This is a genomic window from Neorhizobium turbinariae (assembly GCF_023223505.1).
In the GTDB taxonomy this organism is placed as follows: domain Bacteria; phylum Pseudomonadota; class Alphaproteobacteria; order Rhizobiales; family Rhizobiaceae; genus Neorhizobium; species Neorhizobium turbinariae.
In genome coordinates this window covers 355,788-374,805 of sequence record NZ_JALPRY010000010.1, presented here as the reverse complement: position 1 = coordinate 374,805, position 19,018 = coordinate 355,788, and the positions used below count along the sequence as shown (strand labels likewise).

Genomic DNA, 19,018 nt, shown 5'->3' with positions numbered 1-19,018 from the left:
TGATACAGCCGAAACATTTGAGGTCAACCATGACAATCGTGCCGAACTTTCAAACCGCCGTCGATCCGCAGAAGCTCGACAAGCTGGCCGAAGTGGCCGTGAAGGTGGGCCTGAGGCTCGAGCAGGGGCAGGACCTCGTGATAACGGCGCCGATCGCGGCGCTGCCGCTTGTGCGCCTGATCACCAAGCATGCCTATATCGCCGGCGCGGGAATCGTCTTGGCCTTCTATTCCGACGAAGAGACCACGCTTGCCCGCTACCAGCACGCGCCGAACGGCAGCTTCGACAAGGCTTCCGACTGGCTCTACGAGGGCATGGCAAAGGCTTATGCCAACGGTGCGGCGCGCCTTGCGATCGCCGGCGACAACCCCATGCTGCTGTCCGGGCAGGACCCGGCAAAGGTGGCGCGCGCCAACAAGGCCAATTCCATGGCCTACAAGCCGGCGCTGGAAAAGATCGCCAACTTCGACATCAACTGGAACATCATCTCCTATCCAAACCCGTCCTGGGCGCGGCAGGTATTCCCGGACGTTCCCGAGGACGTCGCGGTCGGCAAGCTTGCCGATGCCATCTTTGCCGCGTCGCGCGTCGATGTCGCCGATCCTATTGGCGCCTGGGCCGAGCACAACGCCAACCTGAAGAAGCGGTCGACCTGGCTCAACGGCGAGCGCTTCTCGGCGCTGCACTTCACCGGTCCCGGCACCGACCTGACGGTGGGGCTGGCCGACGGACACGAATGGCATGGGGGCGCCTCGACCGCCAAGAACGGCATTACCTGCAACCCGAACATCCCAACGGAAGAAGTCTTCACCACACCGCATGCGCTGAAGGTGGAAGGCCATGTTTCCAGCACCAAGCCGCTGTCACACCAGGGCACGCTGATCGACAACATCCAGGTGAAGTTCGAAGACGGCCGCATCGTCGAAGCGAAAGCGAGCCGCGGCGAAGAAGTGCTCAACAAGGTGCTCGACACCGACGAGGGCGCAAGGCGGCTGGGCGAAGTGGCGCTGGTGCCGCATTCCTCGCCGATCTCCAAGAGCGGCATCCTGTTCTACAACACGCTGTTCGATGAAAACGCCTCCTGCCACATCGCGCTCGGCCAGTGCTATTCGAAGTGCTTCCTTGATGGCGCATCTCTCAGCCAGGAACAGATCAAGGCGCAGGGCGGCAATTCCAGCCTCATCCACATCGACTGGATGATCGGCTCCGACAAGGTCGACATCGACGGCATCCGCGCCGACGGATCGAGCGTGCCAGTCATGCGCAAGGGCGAATGGGCCTAACCGTTCTTGGCGGGAAACTAGCTAACGAGGCAGGGCCGAGCGTCCTGCCTCAGAACAAGCTGCCTTGTTTCGGGGGGTCGGCAGGCGGTTCGGCTTTCGTTGTCGGGCGGCGTTTGGGTTCAGGTGCCGGGCGTTTGTCCACCTCCGGTGCCCCTTCTCCTGTCACCGCTGCAACGCGGCCATCCGCGAACTGGATGCTGATGGCGCGTCCGGCATCCACATCGGCGGCGCGCGTCAGCGGCTTGTCGTCCTCGCCGCGAATGACGGCGTAGCCACGCTTCAAGACGTTGGTATAGGCGAGCGACTGCAGGACGCGATCCTGCGCCATCACGTTGGCGCGGCTGCGGCTCAGCGCATGGCTGATCGCGGTATCGGAATGGCGGGAAAGCGACGCGAGATGCTGGCGTTCTCGCTGCAGATGCCCGGCAAGGCGCGCCGGCAGCGCCGCAAGCTTGGCGGCAGCGGTATCGACGCGGTTCTGGCCCTTCAGCAACTGCCGCTCCAGGCAACGCTCGCTGCGGGTCAACCTGTCAGCAAGCGCTTGACGCTGCTGGGCAAGCCTGTTTGTGAGAAGCTCCAGGCGCAGGCCGGAAGAAGATCGCTCCAGCGCCCGACGTTTCACCACCGTCGTGCGCTCCAGGCCACGACCCAGGCCGGCGGCCGCCTCATCGAAGCGGCGGCGCGGCAGCGCCAGCAACTGGTCCAGCGATGGCAGGGCGCGCATCAGTGCACGCACCGTTTGGCGGCGGTGGTCCATGTGACGGCTGGAGCAGTGCCGCAGCCGGGCGGTCAGGTTGGCGATCTGGGCGTCGAGATCCGCCTTCACCGGCACGGCCATTTCGGCAGCACCCGTCGGGGTCGGTGCGCGCACGTCGGCCGCGTGGTCAATCAGCGTCCAGTCGGTCTCGTGGCCGACGGCGGAGATCAACGGGATCTGGCTTTCAGCCGCGGCGCGAACTACGGCCTCGTCGTTGAAGCTCCAGAGATCTTCCAGGCTGCCGCCGCCACGCGCAACGATCAGCACGTCGGGTCGCGGAATCGAACCATTGGCCTCAAAGGCATTGAAGCCGCGGATGGCAGCCGCCACCTCGTCACCCGATCCTTCGCCCTGCACCTTGACCGGCCACACGACCACGTGCACCGGGAAGCGGTCCGAGATACGATGCAGGATGTCGCGGATGACGGCGCCGGTCGGCGAGGTCACGACGCCGATGACATGCGGCAGATAGGGCAGGGGCCGCTTGCGCGCCGGGTCGAACAGGCCTTCGGCACCGAGCCGCCGGCGGCGCTCCTCGATCAAAGCCATCAGGGCGCCGGCGCCCGCAGGCTCCATGTTCTCGATGACGATCTGGTATTTCGACGATCCGGGGAAGGTGGTCACCTTGCCCGTGGCGATGACTTCCATGCCCTCTTCAGGACGAAAACGCAGGCGCGGAAAGGTTCCCTTCCAGATCACCGCATCAATGCGGGCCCTGTCGTCCTTCAGCGAGAAATAGGCATGGCCGGAGGAATGCTGGCCGCGATAGCCGGAGATTTCGCCGCGCACCCGCACGTGGTCAAAAGCGTTCTCGACCGTGCGCTTGATCGAGCCCGACAATTCCGACACCGAAAACTCGGTGAGGTTTGACTGGGAATCAGGGGCCGGGAATGGGGTCATCCTGTCTTTCTAAAGCAAGCGGCCCGGAAATTCATCATCTCTCGCCGGCGGGCACGTGGACGTTCTTGGGAAACCGGAAAATGGAAGTGCAGGCTAAGCCATTCAAGATGCGCGCAGATTTCTTGATGGTTTGCCGTGGAAGGGGCTTCTGGCGGCTTGTTTTTCCACAGCTATGGGCCGTGGCGGAGAATGGCGCGACGTTCAAACCAAGGAGAACCTGCCATGCCCGATCGTTTTGCCAATACCCAGCCTTCCCTGTCCGGTCCTGCCGCGTCGGGATTTGCCGTAACGCCCAATGACGCAACCGACCTGCCGGAGACGACGCGGGCTCTTTATGTCGGGATAGGCGGCAACATGGCGGTGCGCATGTTGTCAGGCGAGACGCTGACGCTCTCGAACCTTTCGGCAGGAAGCCTGCTGCCGCTGCGCGTTACGCGCGTCATGTCGAGCGGCACGACGGCATCCGCCATCATCGGCCTGGTCTAGCCGGTATCGATATTCCGGAGCCGGATGGGTGATCCGGCTCCGGGAGCCTTGTTCAGACTATTCCCACTCGATCGTGCCCGGCGGCTTCGACGTAACGTCGTAGACAACGCGGTTGATGCCACGCACCTCGTTGATGATGCGGGTGGCCGTGCGGCCGAGGAAGTTCATGTCATAGGGATAGAAGTCGGCGGTCATGCCGTCGACCGAGGTGACGGCGCGCAGGGCACAAACGAAGTCATAGGTGCGATAATCGCCCATGACGCCGACGGTCTGCACCGGCAACAGCACGGCGAAAGCCTGCCAGATCGTGTCGTAGAGGCCAGCCTTGCGGATCTCTTCGAGATAGATCGCATCTGCCTTGCGCAGGATGTCGAGCTTTTCGCGGGTGACCGCGCCGGGGCAGCGGATCGCGAGGCCGGGGCCCGGGAACGGGTGGCGGCCAATGAAGCTTTCCGGCAGGCCAAGTTCGCGGCCAAGCGCACGGACTTCGTCCTTGAAGAGCTCGCGCAGCGGCTCGACGAGTTGCATGTTCATGCGCTCGGGCAGGCCGCCAACATTGTGGTGGCTCTTGATGGTGACCGACGGGCCACCGGAGAAGGAAACGCTTTCGATGACGTCCGGGTAAAGCGTGCCCTGCGCTAGGAATTTCGGTGCGCCCTTGCCGTCTTCGGCAATCTTCGAGGCCTCGGCGTCGAAGACTTCGATGAACAGGCGGCCGATCGTCTTGCGCTTGACCTCCGGATCGGTGACGCCGGCAAGTTCGGTGAGGAACAGGTCGGACGCGTCGACATGCACGAGCGGGATGTTGTAGTTGTCGCGGAACATGCCCACGACCTGCTCACTCTCGCCCTGCCGCATCAGGCCGTGGTCGACATAGATGCAGGTCAACTGGTCGCCGATCGCTTCGTGGATCAGCACGGCTGCAACGGAGGAGTCGACCCCGCCGGACAGGCCGCAGATGACGCGCTCGGAGCCGACCTGCTCGCGGATCTTGCGGATCATCTCCGCCCGATAGGCTGCCATGGTCCAGTCGGACTTCAGCCCGACGATCTTGTGCACGAAGTTGGAGAGCAGCTTGGCGCCATCCGGCGTGTGAACCACTTCCGGGTGGAACATCGTCGTGTAGTAGCGGCGGCTTTCGTCGGCGGCGATCGCAAAGGGTGCGTTCTCCGACGTCGCGATGACCTCGAAGCCTTCCGGCAGCTGCGTGACGCGGTCGCCGTGGCTCATCCAGACGGGGTAACGTCCGCCTTCTTCCCAGAAGCCTTCAAACAGCGGGCTTGCCTTCTTCACCTCAAGATCGGCGCGACCGAACTCGGCAGCATGGCCACCTTCAACGACGCCGCCCAACTGGGTGCAGAGCGTCTGCTGGCCGTAGCAGATGCCAAGAATCGGCACGCCGCTGTCGATCACCGCCTGCGGAGCGCGCGGGCTGCCTTCCGCCGTGACCGAGGCCGGGCCGCCGGAAAAGATCACGCCCTTGGGGCTGAGCTTCTCGAACGCTGCGGCAGCACTCTGGAAGGGATGGATTTCGCAATAGACCCCGGCTTCGCGTATACGGCGCGCAATCAACTGCGTCACCTGGCTGCCGAAATCGATAATAAGAATGCTGTCGGGATGAGCTATCTGGGTCATGCCGAGCCTTTAAAGAAATCTTGGATTTTGTGCAACTGCGTTAGAGCGTCACATCGCCGGATTCCAGCGCCTCCAGCAGCCGATCCACCGCCTGGGCGAGTTTGGCGTCGATCACGTGGAGGTATTCGGTCCAGTCACTGACGTGCTTCAGTTCTTCCTTGCCGTCGGAGATGCCGCGCAGGCCGATCAGCGGAATGTCGAACATCTGGCAGCAGCGCAGGATGGCGAAGGTTTCCATGTCGACCATCTCGGCATCGATCAGGTCATAGGCCGCGCCCGAGACGATGTTTGCGCCGGTCGACAGCGACGCCTTGGGGATGCCCGGAATGGTGAGCCGCAGCGGCACCACGGCAGGAAGCTCAAGGAACGGCGTGCGCCCCTTCTCAAAACCGAGCGGCGAGGCATCCATGTCGCGATAGGAAACCGAGGAGGCCTGATAGACCTCGGTCTGCTCCAGCACCCGCGAGCCGGCAGAGCCGAGTGAGACGACGAGATCGGGAAGTTCCCCCGCCGCCTGCATGCGGGTCAGAGCGTGGGAAAGGGCGACAGCCGCCTCGGCCGGGCCGACGCCGGTCATCAACGGTGTGAAGCGAGCGCGCAGCGCTGGACCGTACTCGGCATCAACCGCCATCACGAAGAGGATGCGCCTGCCATCAGCCAGCACCGGCTCACCGAGGGGCAGCGCGACTGTCATTCGATGACATCCTCGCGGCCGCGGATCACCATCATCGTGCCGGTCATGGAGGCAATGAGTTTGGCGGGACCGTCACCGATCGCATAGGCGCGGCCATCGGCGACGATGATCGTGGAGCCGGGCTTGGTGATCTCGCCGCGGAACAAGAAGCGGTCGCCACGACCGGGCGACATCATGTTCACCTTGAACTCGATGGTGAGGATGGAGACATCCGGCTCGATGACGCCATAGGCGGCATAGGTGCAGGCGGTGTCGAGAGCCGCGGAAATGACGCCGGCATGCAGGAAACCGTGCTGCTGCGTCAACTTCGGGTCAAAGGGAAGCTCGATCTCGACCATGGCCGGCTCGACCCGGGTCAGTTCCGCGCCGAGCATGCTCATCGCACCCTGGCGTGAAAAGCTCTGGCGCACGCGCTCGCTGAAATCGCCGATGTCCCGCCCGTTCATGCCGTGTCCCTTTCGCAGTTGCGAAACTCGCATGCACGGGCGGGTTCCGCAAGCGCGCGGAGAGCCTGATCCTTAATTCAGCAGCAGGATCGACAGGTTAAGTACGGTCGCAAACGATACCCAGGCGGCATAAGGCAGGAAGCAGAGGGCGGATACCCTGTCCGGCTGCCAGGCTTGGCGGATGAAGACGATGATCGACACCAGCATCGGCACGATGACGATCAGCGCCAGCAACGGGCTTTCCAGTCCGAAGAAGGCGGGCGACCAGAGGAAGTTCAGCACCATCTGGACGAACCAGGTCTTCATGCGGGCAGAGTTGCGCGCCTCGATCCAGGTACGCGCGCCGGCTATGCCGATGAGGATGTAGAGCACCGTCCAGACGGGACCGAAGATCCAGCCGGGCGGATTGAAGGACGGCTTCTGGAGGCCCTGGTACCAGTCGCCGGTAGGCGTGAAGAGGCCGACCAGCGAGCCGATGCCGACAACGCCGATGATAAAGAGGAGATAGATAACTGTGCGGTTCATGACCGGGGCAGATAGGGCGGCAGGTTTTGTTCGGCCAGATCATCCCGACCGAACTCTTGCCTCATCTCTTGAAACCCGGGGAGCCGGCCTCAGACGGCGCGGCGCATGCGGCAGAAGAAGAAGCCGTCCGTGGCGGTCGCCGCTGGTGTCAGGGTCACGGTCTTGCCGTCCCGCGAACGGGGCTTTGGTGCATCGGCACCAAAAAGCTTCGACCAGTCTTCAACCGCGGGCGCAATGGAGAACTGCGGATTGTCGGCGCAGAAGCGCTGCACCTGGGCATCGTTTTCTTCCGGCAGAACAGAGCAGGTGACGTAAATGAGCGAGCCGCCGGGTTTGACGAAGGCCGCCGCTTCCGCCAGCGCTTCCTGCTGCTGGGCAACACGTTCCTCGAGGTTCTTCTGCGTCAGGCGCCACTTCGTATCGGGGCGGCGGCGCCATGTGCCGGTGCCGGTGCAGGGCGCGTCAACCAGCACGCAGTCGAGCTTTGCCTTCATCGCGTCGAGCTGGCGCGGGTCATCATGCACCTGGACATTGCGCGTACCGGCACGGCGCAGGCGCTCGATGATCGGCGCCAGCCGCTTGCGGTCCGCGTCATAGGCGTGGACCTGGCCCTTGTTGTTCATGGCTGCGGCCATGGCGAGCGTCTTGCCGCCACCGCCGGCGCAGAAATCCAGCACCTGGTCGTGTTCACCGGGCTGCACCAGGTCGGCCACCACCTGCGAACCTTCGTCCTGAACTTCGAACCAGCCTTTCTGGAACGAAAGTTCGGCAGTGACGTTTGGCTGGCGGGAAGCGCCCTCGCCAGCGGCAATCCGGATGCCGTTGCGAGCAAGGTGCGTGGCCTTTGCGCCGACCCGCTCGAGTGCCTTGAGCACCTTGTCGCGCGACGCCTTCAGCGTATTGGCGCGCAGGTCGAGCGCCGGACGGCCGGCAAGCGCCTGTGCCTCGACCAGCCAGTCCTCGCCGAAATTGGATTCGAAGGACGGCTGCACCCATTGCGGAATGTCGGCCTGCACGTGTGCTGGCGCATCCGAAAGGGATCGAGAGTTGAAGGCGGAAAGATTGGCTTCGGTCAGGGCCGGCGGCGCGAAACGATCATCGGCGAAATCTGCCTGGAGGTCGTCCTGGGAAAGGCCCCATTGGCGGATGAGTACGGCATAGGCCAGCGCAGTCGGGCTTTCGTCGTCCATGAGCCAAGCATGCGACAGGCGCATGCGGAGCGCGTCATACACGATGTTGCCGATCGCAGCGCGGTCGCCCGAACCAGCGAACCGGTGCGCAAGGCCCCAGTCCTTCAAGGCGTCTGCGACAGGTCGCTTGCGAGCCTCGATATCTGCAAGAACCTCGATGGCTCCCGCCAGTCGCCCGCCTAGTCGCATGTCCGTCTCCGTTCGGTTGAACCCGTATACCTGTGGGTCCTAGCCGGGATCAGGAGCAAGGGCAAGTCGGGAAGGCGATGTCCACTTATGTCGGATCAGCCGTCGATGTTCTTCAGGCCCTTGCCGGCGATCTTGCCGTTGCCGCCGTCGACGATCTGGTAACAGACCTGCGCAGTGCCGGACTTGACCATGCCGATGTTCTTGGCGGCAGCCTTGGAAACATCAAGCACACGGCCGCGGATGAAGGGGCCACGGTCATTGATCCGCACGACGACACTCTTGCCGTTGCGCTTGTTGGTGACCATCACCTTGGTGCCGAACGGCAGCGTGCGGTGGGCGGCGGTGAGAAGGGATGCATTCATCCGTTCCCCGGAGGCAGTCTTGCTGCCCAAAGCATACCAGGATGCGTGGCCACAGCCGGCAGCCGCACTGGACTGCGCTGAGGCGAAGATTGCAAAAGCAGCAATGGAGGCCGCGGCGAATGTCGAGCGTCGATTTGTTGTCAAGTCGGTCGTCCCCGTTCGTTTGGTCTGCACGTTGCGTGCAAAAGCGGCTAAGCAGGGCGAAAAGTGGCGGAAAAGTGGGATTCGCGATCACGGAATATTTCAGACTGAAACATTCGTGATTATATTTCGAGCGATATTTTTAAGTGGCCGGCTAACGATTCGGAGAAGAAATCGTTGAGAATCAGGGGATCGGAAGAATCTGATTCTGCTTCCAATTGGCCTGACCGCTGCTCACGAAATGTAACGAAAAAAATATATTGCGTTACGGCAATTTCCGCCACATCGGCGAAATTTTTGTGGCGCGCTGCCGCAACAGTAAAGAAAGTTTAACCGGCCAGGCCGGGTAAGTAGGAATTTTCACCCGAAGAGGCTGGGAATTTTATCCTCGCCAGATGCCATCGCGCCAGAGCTGCTCAAGCGACATGTGGTAGTTGGGGAAGCGGAACCGGAGGCCGGCCTCCTTGATCTTGGCATTGGAAACACGCTTGTTGGCGCCATAGAACGAGCGCGCCATCGGCGTCATCTCGGCGGTCTCGAAGTCATGCTCCGGTGGAGGTTCGACACCCATCAGCCGTGCGGCCTCGACGATCACATCCTGCGGCGGAGCGGGTTCGTCATCGGTGACATTGAAGATGCCCCCCGTACGTCCACGCCCGAGGAAAAGCGCCGCCTCGCCGATGTCCTCCACGCGGATGCGGTTGAACACCTGATCCTTCTTGATGATGCGGCGCGCCGTGCCGCGGGCAAGGTTGACGAAAGCGTTGCGGCCGGGACCATAGATGCCGGAAAGGCGCAAAACTGCGACCGTCACGTCCGCCTGCTCAGCCTCATGCGTCCACGCCTCTTCCGTATCGATCCGGTCGATGGACCGGCCGAGGATCGGGCTGCCAGGCGTTTCCTCCGTCACCCAGCCGCCGCCATGATCGCCGTAGACGCCGACGGTGGACAGGTAGCCGATCCATTCGAGCTTCGGACAAAGCGCGGACAGGCGCCCGTTGATCAGTTTCAGCAGCGGGTCGCTGTCCTTGCCCGGCGGAATGGACTGGATGAGATGCGTGATCTCCTTTAGCTCCGCCAGGAGTTCCGGGCTGAACTCGGTGCCATCGAAGATGAAGCCGTTGATGCCGGCTTGCGTCAGCTGTGATGCCTTCTCAGCCGACCGGGCCGTGCCGCAAACCGTGGCGCCCGCCGCCTGGTAGGAGTTCGCGATCGCCTGGCCGGAATAACCGCAACCGAAAATCATCACGCGCATCAGCTTACTCCAGCGAGCTTCCACTCCTCTTGCACCTCGGGATCCGTCTCCGTCGGGCGCCGTTGCGCAAACAACAGGAATTCTTCATCGAGCATCAGGCGTTTCAGCGCCCAGACCGCCATGCCGCGCACGACGGGCGAGGGATCGCTTGCAAGCTTCTCCACCTGCGGGATGAGCGCCCGGTCACCGGAGTTGCCGGCGGCAATCAGCACGTTGCGCACAAACCGGTCGCGTCCAATGCGCTTTACCGGCGAGCCACTGAAGAAACTGCGGAAGGTCGGGTCATCCAGCGTCAGCAGGAAGGCGACCGACGGTTCCTTCAGGTCCTCGCGCGCCTTCAGCTTCATCTCGGAAGCGCTGGCGGCAAACTTGTTCCATGGGCAGGCGGCGAGACAATCGTCGCAGCCGTAGATGCGATTGCCGATCATCGGCCGGAAATGCGGCTCGATCGGTCCCTTGTGCTCGATGGTCAGGTAGGAGATGCAGCGGCGCGCATCGAGCCGGTAGGGTGCCGGAAAGGCTGCCGTCGGGCAGGCTTCGAGGCAGGCGCGGCAGGAACCGCAATGATCGGTTTCCGGCGCGTCCAGCTCAAGGTCGGCCGTGGTGAAGATGCTGCCGAGGAACAGCCAGGATCCATGGCTGCGGCTGACGAGATTGGTGTGCTTGCCTTGCCAGCCGAGGCCCGCCGCTTCCGCGAGCGGCTTTTCCATCACGGGCGCCGTATCGACGAAGACCTTCACGTCCTCGCCGGCGCGGGCCGCAAAACGGGTAGCGATTTCCTTCAGGCGACCCTTGATGACATCGTGGTAGTCGCGGTTGCGCGCGTAAACGGAAATCGCTGCAGAACCAGGCTTGTCGAGGAGGGTGCGGGGATCTTCATCGGGCCCGTAGTTCAGGCCGAACATGACGACGGAATTCACCTGGTCCCAGAGAACCCGCGGGTCCGATCGACGATCCCGGGTTTCCGCCAGCCACTCCATCGTGCCGTGGTGGCCCTCGGCGAGAAACATGTCCAAGCGTTCCGGGGCCTGCGGAATGCTGTCGGCGCTTGTGATGCGGCAGAGGTCGAAACCCTGTGCCGCCGCTTCCTCGCGAATGAAGGCGGTCAGTTTTGCCCGCCGCCGTAAAGCCTTTTCCTCCTCCCGATCGACGGGTTCAGAAATCAAGGTCCGCATAATGTGATACCGGGGTAAGGCCGCGCACGCGCTCTGCAAGCAACGGCCGGAAGGATGGTCGCGACTTGATGCGCTGGTACCATTCCTTGGCAACGGGCGTTTCCGCCCAGTCAATTTCACCGAGATAATCAAGCACGGAGATGGCGGCCGCGGCAGCAAGATCCGCATAGCTCATCCGCTCGCCGGCAAGCCACTGTCGCGAACCAGCAAGCCAGGAGAGATATTTCATATGCTGCCGGATGTTGGCGCGCGCGGTGCGCAGCGCCTTGGAGTCCGGGGCGCCGCCGCCCTGTGCCGCCGTCATCTGCAGCTTGTAGATCCGCTCGCGGGTGAGCGGCCGGGTAACGTCCTGTTCCATCTTCTGGAGGAACCATTCCGTCAGCCGACGGATCTCGGCGCGCTGCCACGGATCTTCCGCCAGGAGCCGCCTGTCCCGTTTCAGCACACCATGGGTTTCGTCGAGAAACTCCATGAGCACGGAAGGGCCACAAAGTACCCGCATGCTGTCATCAACATAAACCGGAAGCGTCGCGGCCGGGTTGAGCGTCAGGAATTCGCGGCGTTTTTCCCACGGTTGTTCCTCAACGAGATCGGCCTGGAAGCCGTATTCCGCCAGGATCAGCCGGACAAACCGCGACGTCGACGACATAGGATGATGATAAAGAGTGGGCATCGATATTTTTTAACTTTGTGAAGACATATAGACAGGCTGCGTCCGGCGCCGGCTGACATATCGCAGCTATATGGATTTGGTAGGGCCAGCACAAGCAACGGCTCGTAAGCTCGTCAAATTGCGCTTATCTGCTCAATAAAGGATTAAGAATGGCGGATCAGTCCATCGTCAGTGCGCTCGTACTTGGCCTCATCGAAGGGCTCACTGAATTTCTTCCCGTTTCCTCAACCGCACACGTTCTCCTGGCCGGCCAGTTTCTCGGCTTCCATTCCCCCGGAAATACCTTCGCAGTCCTGATCCAGCTCGGCGCGATCCTTGCCATCCTGCTTGTTTATGCGCATCGCCTGACATCCATCGCCTTGGCGCTGCCGAACAGCGAGAAGGCACGTCATTTCGTGCTGACGGTGCTGGTCGCTTTCCTGCCGGCCGCGGTCATCGGTGCGCTGGCGCATGGCTTCATCAAGTCGGTGCTGTTTGAAACGCCAATGCTGATCTGCATCATGCTGATCATCGGCGGCATCATCCTGCTTGCCGTCGACAAGATGAAGTTCCAGCCGAAATACCACGACGTGATGGACTACCCGCTGTCGCTTGCGTTCAAGATCGGGCTTTTCCAGTGCATCGCGATGATCCCAGGCACATCGCGGTCGGGTGCCACCATCGTCGGCTCGCTGCTGATGGGGACCGACAAGCGCTCTGCGGCGGAGTTTTCGTTCTTCCTCGCAATGCCGACCATGCTTGGCGCCTTCGTGCTCGACCTTTACAAGAACCGCGAGCTGATAAGCTTTGACGATGGCGCGGTGATCGCCGTCGGTTTCATCGCCGCCTTCGTAACCGCGATCCTCGTTGTCCGCTCGCTTCTCGACTTCGTGTCGAGCCGCGGTTACGCGCCGTTTGCCTATTGGCGGATCGTGATCGGCGTCGTCGGCCTGCTGGGGCTATTGTTCTGGCCGTCGCAGGATGCGACCGCGGTAGCGGCCCTAGCGCCCGCTTTCTGAAGTTAAGCCAACCTCAGACAAGAAAAAGGCGGCTGATGAGCCGCCTTTTTCTTTTGTTCTATTCGCTGGAAATCAGCGGCGGACCGATGCAGTGCTGCAGGGATCAACGCCATAAGCGGACGTGCACTCAACCCTTCCCGCGGCATCCGTGCGCGGCGCCATGAAGGAGCCAGCGAGGACGATCAAAGCTGCACACGCGAAAAAGAGTGCAATGGGCTTGCCCATAGGAATACGCCTTTCGGAAGAGGATCTGGTGGACATGTGGTGCTTGGTTGGCGGCGAGCTTTATTGCTCGCATTAGAAGTTTTCAATAAATGATCTTGCTGAACTGGCCGTTAACAGCACTGTGTTTCCGACTGCGACTATTGTGCCACATCATCGGCCATCAAGCGGGCTGAAACAGGTCCCGGCAAGGGAGGAGGCGGCCCGATCCATGTGACCGGGCGGCTCAAAAAGATGTTCTGTCAGGCGGCGCGGCCGGTGCCCGTGTATTGGCCCTGCGGGCGATAGTGCACGAGATAGGACGGCAGGATCGACGCAAGCAGCGTCGGGCGAATGCCCATCCCCTGCAGCGTGCGGCCTTCGCGCACGGCATCCTCCGAAACGACATTGTCCTTCTTCAGGAGCTTCACCTGGTCGCTGGTGATCGGCGGCGTGAGGAACGGGATGAGAGACGCGATGCTGCCGAGCAGCGAAGCGATGCCGAAGGGCAGCGAAACGAGCTTGTTGTCGCGATTGATGACGCGCAGCATCGTCTCGAGACACTCCTTGAAGGTCAGCACTTCGGGGCCGCCGAGCTCATAGGTGCGGCCCATCTCGATGGTGCCGTCGACGGAGCGCGCGACAGCTTCCGCGAGATCCTCGACATAGACCGGCTGGAACCTCGTTTCGCCGCCGCCAACGAGCGGAAGGGCGGGTGCAAGGCGGGCCATCGAGGCGAACTTGTTGAAGAAGCTGTCTTCCGGGCCAAAGACGATCGACGGGCGAAGGATGACCGAGTCCGGCAGGATCGACTGGATGGTTGCTTCCGCGCGGCCCTTGGAACGGGCATAGGCGGAGTCGGAATTGGCATCGGCGCCGATGGCCGAAATATGGACGAGGCGCGCACCGGCTGCACGGGTCGCTTCGGCGATAGACCGAACGCCGAGATCCTGAACCGCGTCGAAGGTGTTGCGGCCGCTCTCGAACATGATGCCGACGCAGTTGACCACGTAGGACGAGCCTTCGATCGCCTTGAAGACCGACTGGCGGTAGCGGAGGTTCGCCTGCGTCAGCGTGATCTGGCCAATGTAGCCGGCTGGAAGCAGGAAGCCGCCGAGGTCGGGACGGCGGACCGCGACGCGGATGCGGTAACCGCGCTTGGCAAGCGCCCGGACCACATGCCGACCGACAAAGCCTGTACCTCCAAATACGGTGACGAGTGGCGGCAGGTTAGTGACAGTCATGATATGATGCTCCGGGAGCCAGATGGGTCTTGTGTTGGACGCTGTTTAGCCGAATCGCCTTCCGGGTGGAAGTGGTTCTACTGTCGCAGTTTCAAGCCTTAAACGCCGTCCACGATCAACAGTTCGCCTTCGGCGCATTCCTGGCGGATTTTCGCAGCGGCCTGGTATTCGGGGGAGTTGTAGCAATCAAGCGCAACCTGCCTGGAGGCGAACTCGATGACGACATTGCGGGCGCGGGCCTTGCCTTCAAGCGCCGTGGCTTCACCGCCGCGCACATGGAAGACGGCACCAAACTTCTCGAAAGGCGCCTTGGTGGCGGCAACATAGTCCTTGTAGCGCTCCGGGTCATGGATATCCATGCGAGCGATCCAATATCCTTTTGCCATGCCGTCTCCTCCAGAAGATGTTTTCGATGAAGATGACTTCGAGCAATAAACCGGGCAAGTCAACATGACTAGACAATTCGGACTCATGGCTGGTGCTGTGATATCTTCCATGCTCCTGTTTACGCCGATGGCGCCGGCCGATGCCGCGACGAAAGCGTGTGGCGCGGATATTCATCGCCGGCTGAAGGCCAAGGTCACGAAGAATACCAAGGCGGTGGCGATCGACTGCGATCTCACCTTGAAGAAGGGCGACGTCATTGCGGTGCCGTTGTCCTTCACTGGTTCGGCAGGGTCCGGCCGCGTGCTGGACTGTAATGGCGCGACGCTGGATGGAACGGTCCCGTCTGCGATGACGGTCCTGATCCGGTCGAAACGGCAGCCGGATGGCAGCTGGGACGTGCCCCGCGACATCACCATCCGCAACTGCACGATCAAGGGCGGGCTCCATATCCGTGGACTTGGTCGCAATGGCGAGGCGGAAAATGTGCGCAAGTCGTCGCTGACGCCGGGACATACCGAGCGGGCGCAAGCCGCGGCACCGCGCGATATCCGCATCGAGAACGTGACCTTCGTGGCGCAGGGCGGCATCCCGTTTTATGCCGCGCCCGGGGTGACGGGCCTGGTGGTCGAAAACTCTACCTTCACCGGCAAATCCGGCTCGGTCGGGATCTATCTCGACGCGGAATCGGCGCGCAATCAGATCCGGGGTAACGTCTTTAATATCCGCACGACGGTTCGGGAGGTGCTGGCCGTGGATGGTTCAGCCGACAACCGGATCGAAGGCAACCGCTTTGAAAACCCGATCGGCGGCGGCATTTTCCTGTATCGCAACTGCGGTGAGGGCGGAACGATCCGCCATCAGGCACCGCAGCGCAATGTCATCAAGGATAACAGCTTCCGCTACAGCACGACGGTTGGCGCCCGGCCGGCCATCTGGCTCGGCAGCCGCCAGGGCAACCGCTTTTATTGCCTTTACCGGACGCGCGGCGGGTTCGGCAGCGGTTTGAGCCCCAGGGACTTTGCGCAGAATAACGTAGTGACGGGCAACCGGCTGCATGGCGCGAGCCTGGGCCTCATCCTCGACCAGGATGAGAACAACACCGTCACCGACAATCGCTAGAGCGCGGCCTGCATTTCCTGAAGGATCGCTTCGGCGGCGGTTTTCGGGTCGGCGGCCTTGACGATCGGGCGGCCGACGACGAGGTGGCTCGAGCCGTTGCGGATCGCATCTCCCGGCGTGACGACGCGCTTTTGATCGCCCGCATCCGATCCGGTTGGGCGGATGCCAGGCGTCACGAGCGCCATGTCCAAGCCGATGATCTTGCGGACGGCTTCCGATTCCTCGGCCGAGCAGACGATGCCGCCCATGCCTGCCGACTTTGCCTGTTCCGCGCGGCGCAGCACCAGCGTATGCGGGTCGACGTCGTAGCCGGCATCTGCAAGATCCGCTCCGTCCATGGAGGTAAGCACGGTCACGCCGAGCAGGCAGAGATCGGAGCCGCGGGCCGCTTCGACGGCGGCGCGCATCGCCTTCGGATAGGCGTGCAGGGTGAGCATGGTCATGCCCATCTTCGCGATGTTCTCGACGCCCTTCGCCACCGTATTGTCGATGTCGAGCAGCTTCATGTCGAGGAAGATCTTCTTGCCGTCGCGGGCAAGGTCGCGGGCGAAATCGAGCCCGCCGGCGAATGCCAGCTGATAGCCGATCTTGTAGAAGGAGACAGTGTCGCCCAGTGTCGCCACCATGCGTTCGGCTTCCGCAATGGTCGGGATATCGAGGCCCACGATCAATCTGTCACGTGCATTCATCCGCGCTGAACTCCCTTCCATGTTTCGATGGGGGTCCAGTCGCATGAGAGCGACAGATCTGCAAGGCTGAAGCAGTAGAGATTTCCACCGCCACCCGGCTGGTCCCGGTCGCGCCCGATGGGTCGCTTGGCCAAATGGCACTTCAACAGCGTGCCAACGCCGCCATGCCCGACAAAGGCGATCGGCACGTTCCGGTCATGGTCCGCGAGCACACGGTTGAAGGCCGCGACGATGCGGGCTTGCGCATCGACGGCGCGTTCCCAGCCCTTGAAGCTCTCGGTTGGGTTGGCGAAGAACCAGTCGGCCGCCTTCTCGAATTCCAGCGGCGGCAGGAAGCCGGTGGCGGAGCGATCGTTCTCATGGGTGTCGGCAGCGATCTCGACGGAAACGCCCGCGGCAGCGGCCAGAATTTCCGCCGTTTCGATCGCCTTCGTCTCGTCACTGGAGATGATCCGCCCGAGGCGCGGAGCCCAATCTGACCCGGCGGCCTGTTCAGTCCGGGCGCGGCCGATCTCTGACAGCCCCCATTTTGGCACCGGGATGTTCGGATCGATCCGGACTTGCGGATGCGTGATGTAAAGGCCGAAGGTCATGGACCGGGATCACCTGCTGAGGATTGGTCCCGATTTATCGCTCAGGCGCGGGTATAGGTCCAGAGTTGCGCCGGCGGGATGTTGCGCATCACGAAGTCGTAGTGCTTGATCTTGTAGCGATCCGGCCGCGCGATGACGGGAGAGACGGGGCCGTAAGTGATCTGCAGCACCGGCCGGCCAGCGGGAATGCGGTCGAGCAGGTCTTCAATCAACGCCGTGCGCTGGTCCATCGGGAAGCTCAGGAGCGGAATGGCGGAGATGACGCTGTCGAAGGTCGCGTCCTTGAAGGCGCCGAGCGTGCGGTCCAGATCGAAGGCGTCACCATTGATGAAGTTCACGCCGGGAAAGCTGCGCACCAGGTGCTGGTAGAAGCCAGTCGAGTACTCGACGGAGACGAGATCCTTCGGGGCCACGCCGCGCTGCAGGATCGCCTTGGTGATGATGCCTGTGCCGGGGCCCAGTTCCAGCACGGGCAAGCCGGATTTCGGGTTGATGACGCTCGCCATCCGCCTGGCGGTGATGGAGGATGTGGGGCAGATCGCGCCCACCTGTTTCGGCCCGTCCATCCAGCCCTTGAAAAAGCGGATCTCCTCATCGAACTTGCGGCCAAGCCGCTCCTTAAGCCGCAATTCCACCTTGGATCCTCTCCCGAAGCTGCCGCTACTGCGCCCAAGTTGATGGCGCAGAAAGGCAAAAAAATGTCGTAAGACCTGCTGCCGCTGAAAAAGGCGGCGAGGCTTTGGTAGCCTGCCGCCTTGGGTCGGTTAGACGCGCATCGGCATCAAGACGTAAAGCGCGTCATCGCCAGCGGTATCACGCACCAGCGTCGGCGAGCCGGCATCCGCCAGCATGAAGATCGCGTCATCGCCGGAAAGCTGGGCGGTGATGTCCAGCAGGTACTTGGCGTTGAAGCCGATTTCCATCGGGTCGTTGTCGTAGCCGACGGCGACTTCTTCCGTGGCGCTACCGGAATCGGGGTTGTTGACCGTCAGCATCAACTGGCCGTCCGAGAGCGCCAGCTTCACGGCGCGGCCACGCTCGGACGAAATCGTCGAGACGCGGTCCACAGCCTTGGTGAAGCTGTTGCAATCGACGCGCATTTCCTTGTCGTTGCCGGTCGGGATGACGCGCTGGTAATCCGGGAAGGTGCCGTCGATCAGCTTCGAGGTCATGACGATCGAGCCGATCGTCAGGCGGATCTTGGCGTCGGAAACCTCAACCGTGACGACCGCTTCCGGATCATCGACCAGTTTCTGCAACTCGCCAACCGTCTTGCGCGGGATGATGATGCCCGGCATGCCTTCCGAACCCGAAGGAGCGCTGACATCCGCACGCGCCAGGCGGTGCCCGTCCGTCGCAACGGCGCGCAGCTTCAGGTCGCCGCCTGCCTCGATCGTGTGGAAGAAGATGCCGTTCAGGTAATAACGCGTTTCTTCCGTCGAGATCGCAAACTGGGTGCGATCGATCAGCATCTTCAGGTCCGTCGCCTTCAGCTTGAAGGTGTGGCTGAAGCTGCCAGCGGTCAGATCCGGGAAGTCGGCTTCCGGCAGGCACTGCAGCGAGAACTTCGAGCGGCCCGACTGTACAGTCATGGAGCCGCCATCCGGACTGGTGGCGAGCAGGACTTCCGAGCCATCGGGAAGCTTGCGGACGATTTCATAAAGCAGGTGCGCCGGCACGGTCGTGGCGCCAGCGGTTTCCACCATGGCCGGAACGGCTTCGGTGATCTCGAGGTCCAGGTCCGTCGCCTTCAGGTCGAGATTGGCCCCCGAGGCACGCAGCAGCACGTTGGAAAGGATCGGGATCGTGTTCCGGCGCTCGACCACGCGATGCACGTGGTTCAGCGATTTAAGGAGGTTGGACCGCTCAAGAGTAATACGCATGGACGCTATCGCTTTCGACCGTGTCGGCCCGGACGGGCCGGAGCCTGATATTCTGCCGGTGGTTTCAACCGGATGATGTGGATCGGCAAAATGGCAGCAAAGTCAGAGGAAAAGCAAGGGGTGGATGCCTTGTTCCTGCCGCGGGCGACGCCGGAAGCGGTGACTTGCGCACAGAAAACAGCAGGCACTGTCC

General features: G+C 62.3%; 20 protein-coding genes. 4 read left to right on the top strand and 16 right to left on the bottom strand.

The annotated features are described in order from the left end of the window. The first annotated feature begins 29 nt into the window (after positions 1-29). Positions 30-1,283, top strand: a complete 1,254-nt coding sequence (locus M0654_RS10440) for an aminopeptidase (RefSeq protein ID WP_248683034.1) — start codon at positions 30-32, stop codon at positions 1,281-1,283. Positions 1,284-1,332: 49 nt separating this feature from the next. On the opposite strand, the gene xseA is transcribed toward M0654_RS10440, so the two are convergent. Continuing rightward, a complete protein-coding gene (gene xseA / locus M0654_RS10435) occupies positions 1,333-2,940 on the bottom strand; it encodes an exodeoxyribonuclease VII large subunit (RefSeq protein WP_248683033.1) in 1,608 nt (535 codons plus the stop codon). A gap of 222 nt (positions 2,941-3,162) precedes the next feature. Between xseA and M0654_RS10430 the strand changes: the two genes are divergently transcribed. Next, positions 3,163-3,426, top strand: coding sequence for a spike base protein, RCAP_Rcc01079 family (locus tag M0654_RS10430; RefSeq protein WP_118851356.1), 264 nt, complete (start codon positions 3,163-3,165; stop codon positions 3,424-3,426). A gap of 57 nt (positions 3,427-3,483) precedes the next feature. Here the strand turns inward: M0654_RS10430 and guaA are convergent, their stop codons facing one another. The 9 genes from guaA to M0654_RS10385 form a co-directional block, all read right to left on the bottom strand. Continuing rightward, positions 3,484-5,061 (bottom strand): glutamine-hydrolyzing GMP synthase, encoded by a 1,578-nt coding sequence (guaA, locus tag M0654_RS10425; protein WP_248683032.1) that lies wholly within the window; start codon positions 5,059-5,061, stop codon positions 3,484-3,486. A gap of 40 nt (positions 5,062-5,101) precedes the next feature. Continuing rightward, complete coding sequence (locus M0654_RS10420; protein ID WP_248683031.1) at positions 5,102-5,755, bottom strand: 5'-methylthioadenosine/S-adenosylhomocysteine nucleosidase; 654 nt, start codon at positions 5,753-5,755, stop codon at positions 5,102-5,104. Beyond that, a complete protein-coding gene (locus M0654_RS10415; RefSeq protein ID WP_118851359.1) occupies positions 5,752-6,201 on the bottom strand; it encodes a PaaI family thioesterase in 450 nt (149 codons plus the stop codon). Before M0654_RS10415 ends, M0654_RS10420 begins: the two co-directional genes overlap by 4 nt. A gap of 72 nt (positions 6,202-6,273) precedes the next feature. Then, positions 6,274-6,726, bottom strand: a complete 453-nt coding sequence (locus tag M0654_RS10410) for a TspO/MBR family protein (RefSeq protein WP_248683030.1) — start codon at positions 6,724-6,726, stop codon at positions 6,274-6,276. 89 nt (positions 6,727-6,815) lie between these two features. Beyond that, positions 6,816-8,105: an RsmB/NOP family class I SAM-dependent RNA methyltransferase gene (locus tag M0654_RS10405; protein ID WP_248683029.1), complete on the bottom strand. Its 1,290-nt coding sequence runs from the start codon at positions 8,103-8,105 to the stop codon at positions 6,816-6,818. Positions 8,106-8,200: 95 nt separating this feature from the next. Continuing rightward, the gene (locus M0654_RS10400) at positions 8,201-8,611 is read right to left on the bottom strand and encodes a septal ring lytic transglycosylase RlpA family protein (RefSeq protein WP_248683028.1); all 411 of its coding nucleotides are present in this window, start codon (positions 8,609-8,611) and stop codon (positions 8,201-8,203) included. A 379-nt stretch (positions 8,612-8,990) separates the two neighbouring features. After that, on the bottom strand, positions 8,991-9,863 hold the full coding sequence (locus tag M0654_RS10395; protein WP_248683027.1) for an SDR family oxidoreductase: 873 nt from the start codon (positions 9,861-9,863) through the stop codon (positions 8,991-8,993). Next, positions 9,863-11,038 carry a tRNA epoxyqueuosine(34) reductase QueG gene (gene queG / locus M0654_RS10390; RefSeq protein WP_248683026.1) on the bottom strand — a complete coding sequence of 392 codons (1,176 nt, stop codon included), beginning with the start codon at positions 11,036-11,038 and terminating at the stop codon, positions 9,863-9,865. The genes M0654_RS10395 and queG overlap by 1 nt, the downstream gene beginning before the upstream one ends. Continuing rightward, on the bottom strand, positions 11,019-11,711 hold the full coding sequence (locus M0654_RS10385) for a glutathione S-transferase family protein (protein WP_248683025.1): 693 nt from the start codon (positions 11,709-11,711) through the stop codon (positions 11,019-11,021). The genes queG and M0654_RS10385 overlap by 20 nt, the downstream gene beginning before the upstream one ends. Before the next feature lie 149 nt (positions 11,712-11,860). Between M0654_RS10385 and M0654_RS10380 the strand changes: the two genes are divergently transcribed. Further along, positions 11,861-12,709, top strand: a complete 849-nt coding sequence (locus M0654_RS10380; RefSeq protein ID WP_248683024.1) for an undecaprenyl-diphosphate phosphatase — start codon at positions 11,861-11,863, stop codon at positions 12,707-12,709. A 464-nt stretch (positions 12,710-13,173) separates the two neighbouring features. Here M0654_RS10380 and M0654_RS10375 read toward each other — a convergent pair whose 3' ends face one another. Further along, positions 13,174-14,154 (bottom strand): complex I NDUFA9 subunit family protein, encoded by a 981-nt coding sequence (locus M0654_RS10375; protein ID WP_248683023.1) that lies wholly within the window; start codon positions 14,152-14,154, stop codon positions 13,174-13,176. A gap of 98 nt (positions 14,155-14,252) precedes the next feature. Further along, the gene (locus M0654_RS10370; protein ID WP_118851368.1) at positions 14,253-14,540 is read right to left on the bottom strand and encodes a DUF1330 domain-containing protein; all 288 of its coding nucleotides are present in this window, start codon (positions 14,538-14,540) and stop codon (positions 14,253-14,255) included. Positions 14,541-14,649: 109 nt separating this feature from the next. Between M0654_RS10370 and M0654_RS10365 the strand changes: the two genes are divergently transcribed. Continuing rightward, entirely contained in the window at positions 14,650-15,660 is a 1,011-nt protein-coding gene (locus tag M0654_RS10365; RefSeq protein ID WP_248683022.1) for a right-handed parallel beta-helix repeat-containing protein, read from the top strand. Here the strand turns inward: M0654_RS10365 and pyrF are convergent. The 4 genes from pyrF to dnaN all read right to left on the bottom strand — a co-directional run bounded on the left by pyrF (position 15,657) and on the right by dnaN (position 18,825). After that, on the bottom strand, positions 15,657-16,349 hold the full coding sequence (gene pyrF / locus M0654_RS10360) for an orotidine-5'-phosphate decarboxylase (RefSeq protein ID WP_248683021.1): 693 nt from the start codon (positions 16,347-16,349) through the stop codon (positions 15,657-15,659). The two genes, M0654_RS10365 and pyrF, sit on opposite strands and share 4 nt — an antisense overlap. Beyond that, positions 16,346-16,942 (bottom strand): histidine phosphatase family protein, encoded by a 597-nt coding sequence (locus M0654_RS10355; protein WP_248683020.1) that lies wholly within the window; start codon positions 16,940-16,942, stop codon positions 16,346-16,348. The genes pyrF and M0654_RS10355 overlap by 4 nt, the downstream gene beginning before the upstream one ends. Positions 16,943-16,983: 41 nt before the next feature. Further along, the gene (pmtA, locus tag M0654_RS10350) at positions 16,984-17,577 is read right to left on the bottom strand and encodes a phospholipid N-methyltransferase PmtA (protein WP_248683019.1); all 594 of its coding nucleotides are present in this window, start codon (positions 17,575-17,577) and stop codon (positions 16,984-16,986) included. 129 nt (positions 17,578-17,706) lie between these two features. After that, positions 17,707-18,825, bottom strand: a complete 1,119-nt coding sequence (gene dnaN, locus M0654_RS10345) for a DNA polymerase III subunit beta (RefSeq protein ID WP_248683018.1) — start codon at positions 18,823-18,825, stop codon at positions 17,707-17,709. Between the last annotated feature and the right edge of the window lie 193 nt (positions 18,826-19,018).

What these genes read in the sequence shown, in the direction of transcription:
- M0654_RS10440 (WP_248683034.1), top strand. Translation starts at nt 30, where the DNA reads ATGACAATCGTGCCGAACTTTCAAACCGCCGTCGATCCGCAGAAGCTC.
- xseA (WP_248683033.1), bottom strand. Translation starts at nt 2,940, where the DNA reads ATGACCCCATTCCCGGCCCCTGATTCCCAGTCAAACCTCACCGAGTTT.
- M0654_RS10430 (WP_118851356.1), top strand. Translation starts at nt 3,163, where the DNA reads ATGCCCGATCGTTTTGCCAATACCCAGCCTTCCCTGTCCGGTCCTGCC.
- guaA (WP_248683032.1), bottom strand. Translation starts at nt 5,061, where the DNA reads ATGACCCAGATAGCTCATCCCGACAGCATTCTTATTATCGATTTCGGC.
- M0654_RS10420 (WP_248683031.1), bottom strand. Translation starts at nt 5,755, where the DNA reads ATGACAGTCGCGCTGCCCCTCGGTGAGCCGGTGCTGGCTGATGGCAGG.
- M0654_RS10415 (WP_118851359.1), bottom strand. Translation starts at nt 6,201, where the DNA reads ATGAACGGGCGGGACATCGGCGATTTCAGCGAGCGCGTGCGCCAGAGC.
- M0654_RS10410 (WP_248683030.1), bottom strand. Translation starts at nt 6,726, where the DNA reads ATGAACCGCACAGTTATCTATCTCCTCTTTATCATCGGCGTTGTCGGC.
- M0654_RS10405 (WP_248683029.1), bottom strand. Translation starts at nt 8,105, where the DNA reads ATGCGACTAGGCGGGCGACTGGCGGGAGCCATCGAGGTTCTTGCAGAT.
- M0654_RS10395 (WP_248683027.1), bottom strand. Translation starts at nt 9,863, where the DNA reads ATGCGCGTGATGATTTTCGGTTGCGGTTATTCCGGCCAGGCGATCGCG.
- queG (WP_248683026.1), bottom strand. Translation starts at nt 11,038, where the DNA reads ATGCGGACCTTGATTTCTGAACCCGTCGATCGGGAGGAGGAAAAGGCT.
- M0654_RS10385 (WP_248683025.1), bottom strand. Translation starts at nt 11,711, where the DNA reads ATGCCCACTCTTTATCATCATCCTATGTCGTCGACGTCGCGGTTTGTC.
- M0654_RS10380 (WP_248683024.1), top strand. Translation starts at nt 11,861, where the DNA reads ATGGCGGATCAGTCCATCGTCAGTGCGCTCGTACTTGGCCTCATCGAA.
- M0654_RS10375 (WP_248683023.1), bottom strand. Translation starts at nt 14,154, where the DNA reads ATGACTGTCACTAACCTGCCGCCACTCGTCACCGTATTTGGAGGTACA.
- M0654_RS10370 (WP_118851368.1), bottom strand. Translation starts at nt 14,540, where the DNA reads ATGGCAAAAGGATATTGGATCGCTCGCATGGATATCCATGACCCGGAG.
- M0654_RS10365 (WP_248683022.1), top strand. Translation starts at nt 14,650, where the DNA reads ATGCTCCTGTTTACGCCGATGGCGCCGGCCGATGCCGCGACGAAAGCG.
- pyrF (WP_248683021.1), bottom strand. Translation starts at nt 16,349, where the DNA reads ATGAATGCACGTGACAGATTGATCGTGGGCCTCGATATCCCGACCATT.
- M0654_RS10355 (WP_248683020.1), bottom strand. Translation starts at nt 16,942, where the DNA reads ATGACCTTCGGCCTTTACATCACGCATCCGCAAGTCCGGATCGATCCG.
- dnaN (WP_248683018.1), bottom strand. Translation starts at nt 18,825, where the DNA reads ATGCGTATTACTCTTGAGCGGTCCAACCTCCTTAAATCGCTGAACCAC.